Below are 13,292 nucleotides of genomic sequence, written 5' to 3' on the forward strand. Positions count from 1 at the left end.
AAAAACCGAGCCATTTCATGTTCTATTTAGGGGATACCCCCTGTCGTACTGCGGAACCGGCATCCCCGTTGGGGCATGCCAGCCTCCGTATCCAGCGGGGCTGCGCCGAGGCAGCCCCATCCATCATCTACCCCCGTTCGTGTACCAGTTGGCCATCCACATAAGTGCGGTAGATGGATCTGTCATCCCCCAGGGTCAACAGCACGAACAGCTTGTCCCGCAGAGTGGTGGAGTTGTCATAACGCAGTTGCTGCAGCGGGGTGGCGACCGGGTCGAGCACCACGAAATCCGCCTCCTTGCCCACCGCAAAGCTGCCGATCTTCTCATCAAGCCCCAGCGAATGGGCACCGCCCAGGGTCGCCAGGTAGAAGGCCTGATAGGCCGACAGCCGTTCGCCCTGCAATTGCATCACCTTGTAGGCCTCGTTGAGGGTCTGCAGCATGTTGAAGGTGGTGCCCGCGCCGATGTCGGTCCCCATCCCCACCTTCACCTGCTTGTGCCACGCCTTGTGCAGCTTGAAGAGGCCGCTCCCCAGATAGAGGTTGGAGGTGGGACAGAAGGCGATGGTGGAACCGGTCTCCTTGAGGCAATCCCACTCCTGCTCTTCCAGATGAACACAGTGGGCAAAGACGCAGTTGTGACCGGTCAGCCCGTGCTGGTGATAGACGTCCAGATAACCCTTGTGCGCCGGGAAGAGGGATTTCACCCAGGCGATCTCATCCTTGTTCTCGCACAAATGGGTGTGCAGATAGGTGGTGGGAAACTCTTCGCGCAACCGTCTGGCCATCGCCAGTTGCTCGGGTGTCGAGGTGGGGGCAAATCGTGGTGTGATGGCATAAAGCAGACGACCATTACCGTGCCACCGCTCGATGAGCTGCTTGCTCTCCAGGTAGCTGCTCTCGGCAGTGTCGAGCAGATAATCGGGCGCATTGCGATCCATCATCACCTTGCCCGCGATCATCCGCATATTGATGCGGCTCGCCGCTTCGAACAGGGCATCTACCGACTCGGGGTGGACAGTGCCGAACACCAGCGCCGTGGTGGTGCCATTGCGCAACAGCTGCTTGATAAAGAAGGTAGACATCTCGCGAGCGTACTCGAGATCGTCGTAGCGCCGCTCGGCCGGGAAGGTATGGCGGTTGAGCCACTCCAGCAACTGCTCGCCATAGGCCCCCACCATCTCGCTCTGGGGATAGTGAATATGGGTATCAACAAAGCCCGGCACTATCATCTTGCCGCGATAGTCGCGTACCCGCACCGCGGCCGGTATGCGATCCTTGCCCTCCTCCCACTGACCGAACCAGTCGATGCAACCGTTGCGAATGATCAGCAAGCCATCCTCGACGAGACGGGCATTGGCCTCAATCTCCTCTGGCTGATCCACCACCCGGGTGATATCGAAGAAACTACCGCGCACTGCTTTGACAGAGTTGTCGTATTTCATAACCGTTTCCCTGTTTCTTGTATTCTGTTTTAACGATGTGGCCGGTTTGACAATCAGACCCGCTCGGCTTGCGGTACAGCAATCTGACCGGACTTCGCTTGTTGCTCAACCTTACTGTCGTGACTGTGGACAGTGACGATCACATCCGGCTTGTCACTCAACTGGATCACCTCGACCACATCGCTGATGCTGGCAGCCTTCTTGGCCGCAGCCTTGGCCTTGCGTGTGCGGCTCTGGGGCAAAAGCAGATTCATGATGATGGCGGTGATACCACCGGCACAGATGGGGTTCTCTACCAGCACATAGAGCGCATCGGGCAGCACTCTGAAGACACTCGGGTCATAAGAGACACCGAGACCAAGCCCCAGTGACGTCGCCACGATGAGACTCTCCCGGCGGTCGAAACCATAACTCATGATGATCCGGCAGCCTGCGATGGCAATCATCGAGAACATGATGGTCATCGCCCCCCCGAGAACAGGGGATGGAATGGTGGTAAAAAAGCGCCCGACAATCGGGAAGATGCCCATGATCACCAGGATCATGGCGATGAATTTACCCACATGACGAGAAGCTACCCCGGTCATCTGGATCACCCCGTTGTTCTGGGAGAAGGTGGTTAAAGGGAGTGACCCCAACGCCGAGGCGATCACGGAGACCAGACCATCGGCCAGCACGCCACCGGAGAGACGACGGGTGTACTCCTCCCCTTCCACAGGACGATGAGACACCATCGCGGTTGCGGTCAAGGCGCCAACAGCCTCCAGCACACTCAACAAATAGATGGTGCCCGCCACCAGGAATGAACCGAAATCAAAGGAGAAACCATATTTGAACAACATGGGCACCGTCACTAACGGCAACCCCTGTAGCACTGAAAAGTCGACCATGCCCAGCATAATGGAGGCGATGTAACCGACGAACAGACCAATGGCAATGCCCCCCATCCGTAGCAAGGGACTCTTGCAACAGTTGAAGCCAACCACCACGGCCAATACCAATAGACCAACACCAATATTTTCATAGTTGCCAAAAGTACCGCTACTCTTGGCGGCCATGCCCCCACCAAAGTCGATGATGCCAACTTTGATAAGACACAGACCGATCATCAACACCACGATGCCACTCACGGTGGGGGTAATCACCCGGGTCAGATAAGGCAATGCAAAAGATGCCGCCATGACCAGGAATGCACCCACAAATGAAATACCGAGCAAACAAGAGACCATCTGGGCCTCATCGATCCCCTCTTTTCCCATCGACGTTCCGAGGGTGATCATCACGGTCACAAACGAGAAATTCACTGACTGGATAGAGAGCAGACCGGAGCCGATGGGTCCGTAACGATGAACTTGTAACCAGGTGCCGATGCCAGAAGCGAGCATCGACATCGAGACCAGATAGGTCGTGATCTCGGGTGAAAGATTAAGTGCAGCCCCGACAATCAAGGCTGGTGCTACCATGGGGACCAATATGGCTAGCAGATGGGTAACTGCCCCGACCAGAGATTGGCCGAATGGCGGCCGGTCTTCCAAGGCGTAGATCAGGTCAGAGTCCTTGCGCGATTTTTCAGACATCCTTAATTACTCCCGGTGTATCGAAAAAAGCTTCAGTAACCCCCGCGTATCACACCCCACAGTGACCAGGGAGCATCCGGTAGGCGGATAAGGATCCGCCTACCGGTATCTACCAGTGCAGTGATTACAGCTTGCCCAGTTCGCGCAGGATCAGCTCCGGCGTGAAGTGCCACTTGCGCAGCCAGACACCACAGGCATCATGGATAGCGCTGGCGATGGCTGGCGCAGCTCCGTTTACCCCGATCTCCGAAATGGACTTGGCACCGTAAGGACCGATCTGGTCATTACTCGGTACCAGGAACGCCCGGAAGTCGCGCGGAATGTCGCCAATCTTGGGCGCACCATAGCTCTTCAAATCACGGGTGAGCGGAATGCCCTTGCTGTCGTAGCAGATCTCCTCGGTCAGGGAGTGACCGATAGCCCGCATGGTCGCCCCGTAGATCTGACCAAGAGCCAGTTCTGGGTTGATGGGGGTACCACAGTCAAGCAGGGCGTAGAACTTGTCGAGACGGATCTGGCCGGTTCTGACGTTGACTGCCACCTCGGCGAAGTTGGCACCAAACGGGAATGCCAGTTCGGAGGTGATAAAGCTGCCGGTGCCAACCAGAATACCGAAGCCGGTACCTGTCTCGGCTTTGTGAGCGATGCTGGCAAGAGAGACCTCCCCTTGCTTGCCGCGCACAATACCAGGGTGCACCATCTCCACATCCGCCACAGGCTCACCCAACATGGCCGCACCGTGGAACAGGATCTTCTCTTTCAGGTTCTCGGCTGCCATCTTGGCCGCATTGCCGGAGAAGCAGGTACCGGACGAGGCATAGGCGCCGGTATCGAACAGGGCGTGGTCTGTGTCACCGGAGATGACATGCACATCGCTGAGCGGGCATTTGAGCACCTCGGCAGTCAGCTTGGCTACCACGGTGTCCAGACCGGTACCGATATCGGCACCACCGGAGTGAACGATAAAGGTACCGTCAGACTCCAGCTTGACCATGCAGTTGGCCTGATCGATGTCCGCAATCCCCGATTTTTGCATGATGATGGCAACACCACGCCCGATGCGCCAATCGCCGTCGGCAGGTTTGGGGCTGTCCCACTGGATCAGTTCACGACCCTGCTTGAGGATCGGCTCCAGCGCACAGCTCGCCGCCCGGGGAATGGAGCTTGGCATCTTGCCTTCACCGATAGCGCCCAACACCTTGAGCTCATCCCCTTCATGCACCCGGTTGCGTTCCACCATGTCGAGCTGATCGATACCCAACTGCTCGGCCAGCTCGGCGATGGCCATGGTCAACGCGAAGTTACCCTTGGGTGCGCCATAGCCCTGATAGGCACCGGTCGGGCAGATGTTGCTGTAGTAGGTGTTGACGGTAAAACGCACGTTGTCGCACGGATAGAGCGGCAGCGAGAGGGCCGGACCATTGCTTGGCACCGTCAGGGAGTGGTTGCCGAAAGGACCGGTGTTGGCACGGAAATCCATCTCGATGGCAGTGATGGTGCCATCTTTCTTGGCGCCGAGTTTCACTTTCACCTTGGCCACGTGGCGGGAGGTGTTGCTGATGAACTCCTCTTCACGGGTGTAGCGGAAGAGCACCGGACGACCGGTGGTCTTGGTCGCCCAGGCACACACCTCTTCCAGCAGGATATCCTGCTTGGAGCCAAAACCGCCCCCGACCCGCTCCTTGATGACATGCACCTGGTGCTGCTTCATACCGACGATACGGGCCACTTGACGGCGCACGTGCCACGGTACCTGAGTCGAGGCATGGATCACCAGGCGCTCACCATCCATGTAGGTGAAGCAGATATGCGGTTCGGTCGGGCACTGCTGGGCCTGAGTCGATTCGTAAGTGCGCTCCAGCACTGCATCCGCCTCGGCAAACGCTTTGTCTACGTCACCAATCTGGCCATGGACGCTGGCAGCCAGGTTCTCGTGCGGACGGGAACCGATGGGGAAATTGATGATGATATGCTCATCGCCACGACGTACCGAGCAGGCGTTCTGCTGTTCCAGATCTGCCGGGGCACCGGCCATGTAGACGATGGGCTCGTCGTGCACCAGCGGTGCATTGGGGGCCATCGCCTCATCGATGCTCATGACCGCAGGCAACACCTGGTACTCAACCTCAATGAGCTTCAGTGCGGCCAGGGCGATCTCTTCACTCTCGGCGACCACAGCAGCAACCCGATCACCTACGTGACGCAGTTTGCGGCTAAACATGCGGCGATCGAGCGGTGACGGCTCGGGCGCGCTCTGGCCACCCGGGGTATAAAAAATATCCGGGCAGTTGAGATGGGTAATGACATGGATCACCCCGGGCAGCGCTTCGGCGCGGCTCACGTCGAGTTTGGTGATCACGGCATGGGGATGGGGACTGCGCAGCATCTTGATGATCAGCGCATCATCGGTCACCCGATCTTCCACGTAGCAGGGCTTGGCCTGCACCATCTTGGCGGCATCCACCTTCGGGCAGTTCTTGCCAACATGGCGCAGCTCGTCACGAAACTCCGGAGCGATCTGGCACAGATAATCGGGATCTTTCATCCGTGCGCAAGCGAGTTCGATGGCCTGATAGAACTGCTGGTAGCCACCATCACGGTGGAACAGGCCAGAGAGGGCATCGTCAATTTGATCACGGGTAGGGTTGGGGTGGCGATCAAGCAGGTCAGTGACAATCAGGGCGGCAGCCGGATCATTGTAACCGGACTGCACCACGCCGACGTCCACCATCGCCTGCTGCACCAGGCTGAGCTGGTTCCAGCTCCCCAGCGACTCGGCAGTGCGCACGTCAGCGCCATCCAGCTGTGCGGCTATCAACAAGGAGGCGTTGATCACCTTGCCGTTGAAGAGAATGGCATCGGAGCCGGCAAAACCAAAGCCGTCATCACTGTTGCGTACCGAGTGCATCCGGCACTGCTTGAACAGCATCTGTTGGGCATTATCACCCGCTTTGCAAATGACGGTACGCAGGGCACCATTCATTGTGAAGTTGAGTTCCATCATGCCTGTACCTCCTGCTGCTGGCAGTCCACCAGCAGATCTGCCACCACTACCCCGCTGATATAGCGCTTGTAACTCACGCTGCCAGCCAGGTCCTCACGGGGAGAAATCAGCTCGCTCACCGCAGCTTCCAGCGAGGCATCATGCAGACCACGACGCTCCACATCCCGCAGGCGCATCGGCTGCGGAGTCACGCCAGAAAGGGCAACCCGCATCTCGCCGAGACGATCGAGGGCCACTGCGGCAGTGATGACGGCCAGACCATCGGCATTGCGACTGACCCGGCGAGTCGCACAGCGCAAATCGGGCTCCGGCAGCACAATGCCGAGGATCAGCGCATTGCGCTGGCCTGCCAGATAGGTGTCGATGGGTTGCAGCTGGTTGTTCTCCAGCACCACCACCGCTTCGAGTACCAGCAGCATCGGCAACAGGGGGGAGTCCTGCAGTTGGCTGGCAATTTCGCCACCAATGGTGGCCTGATTGCGCACATGGCGGGAGTAGACAAATCCCAGCGCGTCGCGCAGGGCGGCCGGAGTACGCGGATCATCTTTCAGGGTCTGCAGGGTAACGGTGGCGCCAATATGGAGCTGACCGTGTTGCTGCTCAATCTGGTTCAGCCCCAGCTTGTCCAGCGAGATGGCGACCTTCTTGTCGGTGCGGGTCGGTGCGGCGTTAAGCTTGCTGCCGCCCCCCATGTAGACGGCGTCGTTGCCGAAACTGGCTTTGAGTTCCAAAGCCTGACCCAATTGCTCGGGTCGGAAGAATTGCTCAATCATGTGTCGTCCTTACTCTTGATGCCCGCCGCAGGGAAGAGCCGCGCAGCGGGTGATCAGTTGCACTATGTCCGGTGTCATACCGTGCGGACCGCTAGCTTAGGCCAGCTGGTCCATCCGTTGCCACAGGCGGCTGGCCACTTTGCTGGCCTGCTCATAAATGGGCGCGATATCAAACGGGAATTCGCGATCCTGATAGACCATGCGACCCTCAACCATCACGCTGTTGACGGTGGCAGAGCCCATGCCAAAGGCGAGATGGCCGCCGAGGTTGCGCGGCGCCAGCGGGGTTGGCGCATCGTAGTCGCAGATGGTGAGGTCAGCCTTGTAGCCAGCCTCCAGTCGACCAAACCTGGCGCCGAAGTTGCGCTCCAGCAGGGTGTTGCCGTTCCACAGGAAGCGGGCAAAGCTGTCTGGCCACAGGGCGCCACCGGCATCCTTGTGTTTGAAGTAGGCAAACTTGAGCTCTTCAAACATGTCGGAGCCGATACCGTCGGTGCCGAGTGCCAGATTGCGGTACTCCGGCAGGTGCATGTTGTAGCCCACATGGTTGTTCATGTTGGAGCGGGCGTTGTGTACCAGGAAGGCATCGCGGCTGTTGAGCAGCTCGATATCCGAGGGGCTCAGGTAGATGCCATGGCCCACCAAGGACTTGCTGTCAATCAGGCCAAACGCGTCCAGACGGGCAATCGGCTCCTTGCCATAGTGGTGATGACCGTGGGCCATGTCATAGCGATCTTCTGCCACATGGATATGGAGGCCGCGACCGGTCACCTGCACCGCTTCGCGCAGCATGGCCAGCCCTTCGTCCGGCACGGTGAAGGGGGCGTGGGCACCGATGTGTGCTTCGACCAGATAGGGCTCTGCACCTTTGGCTTTGGCCGCATCGATCCCCTGGGCAAACTGGATGTTCTCCTCTACCCCGGCCTGCAGCTCGGCGAGGCCACCGTTGCGATCGGTGGTCTCGAAGCAGGTCATGCCACGCAGACCCGCCTCCATAAACCCTTTGCGCAGGATGTTGAGGGAACCCTTGATGTAGCTCGGTGACGCGTGGTGATCGATCACCGCGCTGCAACCGCTCTTGATCGACTCCAGCGAGCAGATCAGGCCGCTGTAGTAGAGGGACTCCTCGTCAAGGGCCCGATCAAGCCGCCACCAGAGGTTCTTCAGGGTGGAGATAAAATCCGGGCAGGGGGCGATGTTGGCCATGATCCCCCGCGACAGACCGGAGTAGAAGTGGTTGTGAGCACAAACAAGACCCGGCATCACCAGCTTGCCACCCATCTCACGATAATTCGCCTCCGGGTAGAGGGCCCGCAGATTGGGCCCTACCGCTTTGATAAGCGATCCTTCGATGGCGATATCCACCCCTTCCTGTACCCGGGTCGGTTCCAGTTCAACGGCGGTGACGTTTTTCAGAATAAACATGACTTACTCCTCCACTGAGCCCAGCAGATAACGGTGATGGGCGTGGACATGGCTGATGATGCGGCACATATCGGCAAGGGCGGCAGGTGCATCCTTGATCTGGCTCTGCTCGTCGATGCCCAGACGATAGGTCTCTTCGCCCTGACGGATCCGCAGTTCACCCCCTTCCGCCAGATAGAATCCGGGGTTGCGGCTATTGTCGAAGTCCTTGGACAGACTGAAGATGGTGACCTTGTCGTGGTAGGGTTTACCCTGCCACGGGCAGAACTGGGCACAGTTGCCGCACTCGTTGCAGTAGGCATCCAGGTGCAGGGTCTGGAACTTGTCCTTGAAGCCCGGCACGGCGATAGCCACGTTGGCCCGGTTGGGGCAGACATCCACGCACTTGCTGCAGATGGTGTTGCACTCGAGACAACGGTGCGCCTCTTGCGCTACAAAGGCATCGCGCTCGCTCTTGTCAACCATGGTGACGGCGATGCTCCCCTTGCGGCGGTAGATCTCGCCCTTGTCGGACGGCTGGACTTGCACCTCGGCCTGACTGCCGGCGATATGCTCGCGGGCCAGTACCAGATCGGCGGCACGGCGGGCACCACCGATGGCACCGACGATGGAGGACGGACCGCTCTGCACGTCACCGATCAGGAAGACGTTGCGACGGCTGGTTTCGCCAGTCTGGGTATCCACGTCAGGCCAGCCATCGCTGCCAAGGGGAATGCCCATCGCTTTGAGCACCTCGCAATCAGGCTGCTCGCCGATGGCGGTGATCAAGGCATCCATCTGCATCACTTCGGTCTGCTCGGTGGCCACCGGACGGCGACGGCCCTGCTCGTCAGGCTCACCCAATGCCATCATCCGCACGGTCAGCTTGCCATCTTTTTCAAAGCGCTCCGGATTGGTGAGGAAGCAGAAGCGCACCCCATCTTCCACCGCTTCCAGATACTCCTCGCGATAGGCAGGCATCTCTTTTTCGCTGCGACGGTAGATCACGGTCACATCACGTACACCGGGCACCTTGAGGGCTGCGCGGGCGCAATCCATGGCGGTGTTACCGGCACCGATCACCGCCACATGGCGGCCCAGCGGCAGCGGTTTGCCCTGATTGAAACTGCGCAGGAAGTTGAAGGATTTGTAAATCCGCTCGTGACCCCCTTCCAGACGCATGCCGCCATTCTTGTCGGCACCGATACCAACGAAGACATAGGCAAAGCCCTGAGCGTGCAGTTTGTCGACGGTGAGCTCCGGATCGCAGCCAAACTCGAATTTGACCCCGTGAGCGGCGACGAAGTCGATGTCGTGCTGGATCAGTTCAGCCGGAATACGGAACTCGGGAATGATGTGTTTGACCACACCACCGGCGTCCGCTTCGCGCTCGAACACGGTGACTGGGTGACCGGCACGGGCCAGGAAGTAACCGGCAGAGAGACCCGCCGGGCCGGCGCCAATCACAGCAACCGGGTGCTTGTCACCGCTGCCTGCCGGCTTGTGCCAGCGCGCCTTGTAACCTTCCCAACCACGCTCCAGCGCGACCTTCTTGAGCTCGCGGATATTGAGCGGGCTATCGTAGTCGAGACGGGTACAGTTGTACTGGCACTGGTGATCACAGATATGACCGGTGATGGCAGGCAAGGCGTTGCGCTGATAAATCAGCTCAAGGGCCGCCACATACTCCCCCTCGCCCATCAGGCGAATGTACTCGGGGATATCCTGATGCACGGCGCAGGCGGTGACGCAGGGTGCCACGTAGCAGTCGGTCATCGGCAGACCACCGCCCACCTCGATACGGTCCTCGGATTTCCACTCCTTCTGGGTGTAATCCATGGTGAGTGCCTTGGCCGCCAGGGCTTCCAGCTTCTCGACATCGACCTGGGTCATGGCCCAGCTATCGGAGGCGTCGATCTCGTTGAGGCACTCGATCTGGCGCAGGTAACCACCCGGTTTCAGCAGGTCGGTCGCCATGGTGATGGGGCGAATACCGGTCTCGAAGATTTCGGCAATGTTGAACTTGCTGGCACCGCCCGAGTAGGAGATAGGCAGCTTGCCATCAAAGGCACGGGAGAGCACGGCGGCCACATTGATGGCGAGCGGGAACAGGGCCCGACCGGACATGTACATCTCATCGCCGGGCAGCGCCCCTTTGCGGTTGATGGTGCCTAGGGTGTTGGTGAGTTTGACCCCGAAGGTGAGCCCCTTCTCGGCGCCCAGCGCCAGCAGACGGGTCAGCATCGCCTTGGCCTGATCCAGCTTGAGGTCATGGTCGAACGACTCTTCGCTCAGCCCCACGTAATCAAAACCGCAGTTGTCGAGGATCTCGCGCACTCGCGGATAACCCAGCAGGGTCGGGTTGAGTTTGACGAAGGTATTGAGCCCTTTCTCTTCCAGCATGTAGCGGCAGATGGCTTCAATCTCGTTGGGCGGGCAACCGTGCATGGTGGAGAGGGTGAGACCGTGCACCATATCGGCCGGAATACGATCCGCCAGCTGTTGCAGACGGTCACGACGCTCACCCAGACCCAGCTCGGCGATAAACTGCTCGTCGGCAACCAGTTCGCGCAGCACTTGTTGATACTCGGCAAATTTCGGGCTGGTGCTGGCATCCTTCAAACTGTGGATGAACTGCTGCATCGGTGGCTGTTTGATGCCATCGAGGTTGTAGCCCACGCTCATGTTAAAGATGAAGGACTTGGCCTCCCCTTCAAGGCGGGGATCAAACACCTCTTCCAGCAGATAGAGGGCAAACCAGGCTTTCAGGTACTCATCGAACGCCTTGGGCAGAGTGAACTCGGTCGACCACTCGGTGTTGAAGCACTCATCCTCGGCATCTATACAGGGTTTTTCCAGTTCGAGACGGTCCAGGATCTGCACCGTCTTGAGCTCGATAAAACGCCCGCCAGTCAGCCAGGAGGTCACGATATTCTGGGCCAGTTGGGTATGAGGACCGGCCGCCGGACCGATGGGGGTTTCACAGGTTTCACCGAACACCTTGATCTTGCGTTCGTCCTGCTTGCGATAGAATTGCGCGGCGGGAATACCAAAAATACTCTGGCTCTCTTTATATTCCGCAAAAATGCGGGTCAGAAGGTTCTTGAAGGGAACGGGTCGCATAATATCGCCCATGATGATCTCCTTGCAGTAGCTCTGCTCATTAACAGCGTGAATGAATGGGGCATCTCGAATGGAAGTCCCCCTTGCCAGAGATAAGAGCAACTATCAGGCCACCCTAGCAGGGAAAATATTTTTTAAGGTAAAAGCGTGAGATAGCTCCAATTAATGCGGTGGCTGAACGAGATATTCAACATGGTGGTTGAGAGTGGTTCTCAATCACTTGACAGACGGTCCACAGGATTGGTTAAAAAGAATGCTAACTATCGAATCAAATGCGAGAAATATCACTTTGATAAACTCGTCTCGCTCATTTTTATCGAAATTAAACCCCGTTGGTATGGCCGGGGTTTAATAGTGGATGGGGTTATCAATACCCTCAGGAATAATCGGTGATACGCCAGTAGCCGCCGTTTTCCACGCTTCACCATCTAACCACCACGGGGATCAGCGTAGTGCAGCGTCTGGCATCTCTTCCGGCTGCGCGCTCATGACTCCGGCGAGCAGCGCCTGATAACGTGCGGGCGTGTCCACATCGAACAGGATGGCAGGAGTATCAACCGGTACCAGGCGGTGTGGGTGCCCTTGCAGCCAACGCCGGACCGACTTTTGTGGCGGAGCGGCCGCCAGCGCGGAGGCAAGAGACTTGGGGAGCAACACCGGATGGCCCGCCTCGCCCATATGAGCGGGAAAGAGTACGTCATGACCCCGTGCCAGCCACAGTTGTTGATAGACCTCACGGGGAATGCAGGGAAGATCCCCATGAGTAATGAAGAGGTAGTCGGCGTCACTGGCGGCAAGGGCGCAACGAATAGAGCTGCCCAGCCCCTGCTGATAGTCGGGGTTATGGACGATCACCACATCTTCCCGGTCGCCATAGCGCGCCGCAAGCTCATCGCCACGATGGCCCACCACCAGAATTACCCGCTGACAAAATGCCAGGGCGTTTTTGAGACTTGCATCAAGCATTGTCCCCTGATAATACGGTAGCATCATTTTCCATGTGCCCATTCGGGAAGACAAACCCGCCGCCGTTATTATACAGTCACACTGCGCTTGTCCCTGGCAACGCATCGCCCCATCCGCCTCGGTATTTATTTCGGTCGTTATCATGTCATCACCACAGCCTATTGCGCTCGCATTTCCGGATATTGATCTGCTATTAAGCCAATTTACAAAAAATATAGCCAACCACACCACATTAATTAGTCTTTGTGGTGCTGGAGGAAAAACCAGCACCCTGTTCTGGTTGGCTGAATATTTTTATAAACAGGGTAAAAGGGTGCTAATTACCACTACCACCAGGATGTTTCTGCCTACCCCGTCACATTATCGTGAATTAATCCTTGAAGCCGATCCCGTCCGGCAACTTACCCGCTGTCAACAACTGCCTGATGGGCCTGCGCTGGTAGCCCTGTTCAGCCACATTGATCAAGCCAGCGGCAAGGTGGCGGGCCCAACGCCCCAGCAGGTTGATCTGCTCAAGGGGCAGCAACGCTTTGATCTGATCCTGGTCGAAGCCGATGGCGCTCATCACAAGTTATTGAAAGTGCCAGCTTTGCATGAACCTTGCATACCCCAAAGCAGCGATTGGGTGATCGCCCTGACGGGCGGCGCCATGATCGGCGCCAAGGCCGACCCACAACAGATCCACCGTTGGGAGCAACTCCAGGCGATGTGCGGGATTGCGGCCGGTGACCCACTGGATTGGCCACTCTTTCACCGGCTGATCACTCACCCGCTCGGGATGTTCAAAGGCACCCCGAGCAAGGCGCGCCGGATCTGGTTTATCAATGGCGATTATCAAAATGAGACGGCATGGCAGCCGCAATTGATAAACCTGCTGGCCCGGCATCCCGAGCTCCACGCCATCTGGCAGGGCGCCGTACGCGAGCCGCAGGCCATTCGCCATGCATTCGGCCATTTCTCTTTGGATGAGGCACCGCCGCCTCAATCATGATGCTTTAAGG

At 58.2% G+C, this 13,292-nt stretch carries 8 protein-coding genes; 1 reads left to right on the forward strand and 7 read right to left on the reverse strand.

Going from position 1 to position 13,292, the window contains the following annotated elements; all coding sequences use genetic code 11:
- Positions 1-127: 127 nt before the first annotated feature.
- The 7 genes from guaD to mocA all read right to left on the reverse strand — a co-directional run bounded on the left by guaD (position 128) and on the right by mocA (position 12,435).
- Positions 128-1,444: a guanine deaminase gene (gene guaD / locus ACE1BR_RS14705; protein ID WP_374871486.1), complete on the reverse strand. Its 1,317-nt coding sequence runs from the start codon at positions 1,442-1,444 to the stop codon at positions 128-130.
- Positions 1,445-1,497: 53 nt separating this feature from the next.
- Positions 1,498-3,021 carry a nucleobase:cation symporter-2 family protein gene (locus ACE1BR_RS14710; RefSeq protein ID WP_374871488.1) on the reverse strand — a complete coding sequence of 508 codons (1,524 nt, stop codon included), beginning with the start codon at positions 3,019-3,021 and terminating at the stop codon, positions 1,498-1,500.
- A gap of 124 nt (positions 3,022-3,145) precedes the next feature.
- Positions 3,146-6,025 (reverse strand): molybdopterin-dependent oxidoreductase Mo/Fe-S-binding subunit, encoded by a 2,880-nt coding sequence (locus ACE1BR_RS14715; RefSeq protein WP_374871490.1) that lies wholly within the window; start codon positions 6,023-6,025, stop codon positions 3,146-3,148.
- Positions 6,022-6,798 carry a molybdopterin-dependent oxidoreductase FAD-binding subunit gene (ygfM, locus tag ACE1BR_RS14720; RefSeq protein ID WP_374871492.1) on the reverse strand — a complete coding sequence of 259 codons (777 nt, stop codon included), beginning with the start codon at positions 6,796-6,798 and terminating at the stop codon, positions 6,022-6,024. The genes ACE1BR_RS14715 and ygfM overlap by 4 nt, the downstream gene beginning before the upstream one ends.
- A gap of 96 nt (positions 6,799-6,894) precedes the next feature.
- Positions 6,895-8,223, reverse strand: coding sequence for a putative aminohydrolase SsnA (ssnA, locus tag ACE1BR_RS14725; RefSeq protein WP_374871494.1), 1,329 nt, complete (start codon positions 8,221-8,223; stop codon positions 6,895-6,897).
- 3 nt (positions 8,224-8,226) lie between these two features.
- Complete coding sequence (ygfK, locus tag ACE1BR_RS14730) at positions 8,227-11,337, reverse strand: putative selenate reductase subunit YgfK (RefSeq protein ID WP_374871496.1); 3,111 nt, start codon at positions 11,335-11,337, stop codon at positions 8,227-8,229.
- A gap of 432 nt (positions 11,338-11,769) precedes the next feature.
- Positions 11,770-12,435: a molybdenum cofactor cytidylyltransferase gene (mocA, locus tag ACE1BR_RS14735; protein ID WP_374871498.1), complete on the reverse strand. Its 666-nt coding sequence runs from the start codon at positions 12,433-12,435 to the stop codon at positions 11,770-11,772.
- Here mocA and yqeC point away from each other — a divergent pair.
- Positions 12,434-13,282 carry a selenium cofactor biosynthesis protein YqeC gene (yqeC, locus tag ACE1BR_RS14740; RefSeq protein ID WP_374871499.1) on the forward strand — a complete coding sequence of 283 codons (849 nt, stop codon included), beginning with the start codon at positions 12,434-12,436 and terminating at the stop codon, positions 13,280-13,282. The two genes, mocA and yqeC, sit on opposite strands and share 2 nt — an antisense overlap.
- Positions 13,283-13,292: the final 10 nt, after the last annotated feature.

Source organism: Aeromonas sp. MdU4, from assembly GCF_041929505.1.
In the GTDB taxonomy this organism is placed as follows: domain Bacteria; phylum Pseudomonadota; class Gammaproteobacteria; order Enterobacterales; family Aeromonadaceae; genus Aeromonas.

Coding starts and splice junctions, on each gene's coding strand:
- ygfK (WP_374871496.1), bottom strand. CDS start 11,337: ATGGGCGATATTATGCGACCCGTTCCCTTCAAGAACCTTCTGACCCGC.
- ssnA (WP_374871494.1), bottom strand. CDS start 8,223: ATGTTTATTCTGAAAAACGTCACCGCCGTTGAACTGGAACCGACCCGG.
- guaD (WP_374871486.1), bottom strand. CDS start 1,444: ATGAAATACGACAACTCTGTCAAAGCAGTGCGCGGTAGTTTCTTCGAT.
- ygfM (WP_374871492.1), bottom strand. CDS start 6,798: ATGATTGAGCAATTCTTCCGACCCGAGCAATTGGGTCAGGCTTTGGAA.
- yqeC (WP_374871499.1), top strand. CDS start 12,434: ATGTCATCACCACAGCCTATTGCGCTCGCATTTCCGGATATTGATCTG.
- ACE1BR_RS14710 (WP_374871488.1), bottom strand. CDS start 3,021: ATGTCTGAAAAATCGCGCAAGGACTCTGACCTGATCTACGCCTTGGAA.
- ACE1BR_RS14715 (WP_374871490.1), bottom strand. CDS start 6,025: ATGATGGAACTCAACTTCACAATGAATGGTGCCCTGCGTACCGTCATT.
- mocA (WP_374871498.1), bottom strand. CDS start 12,435: ATGATAACGACCGAAATAAATACCGAGGCGGATGGGGCGATGCGTTGC.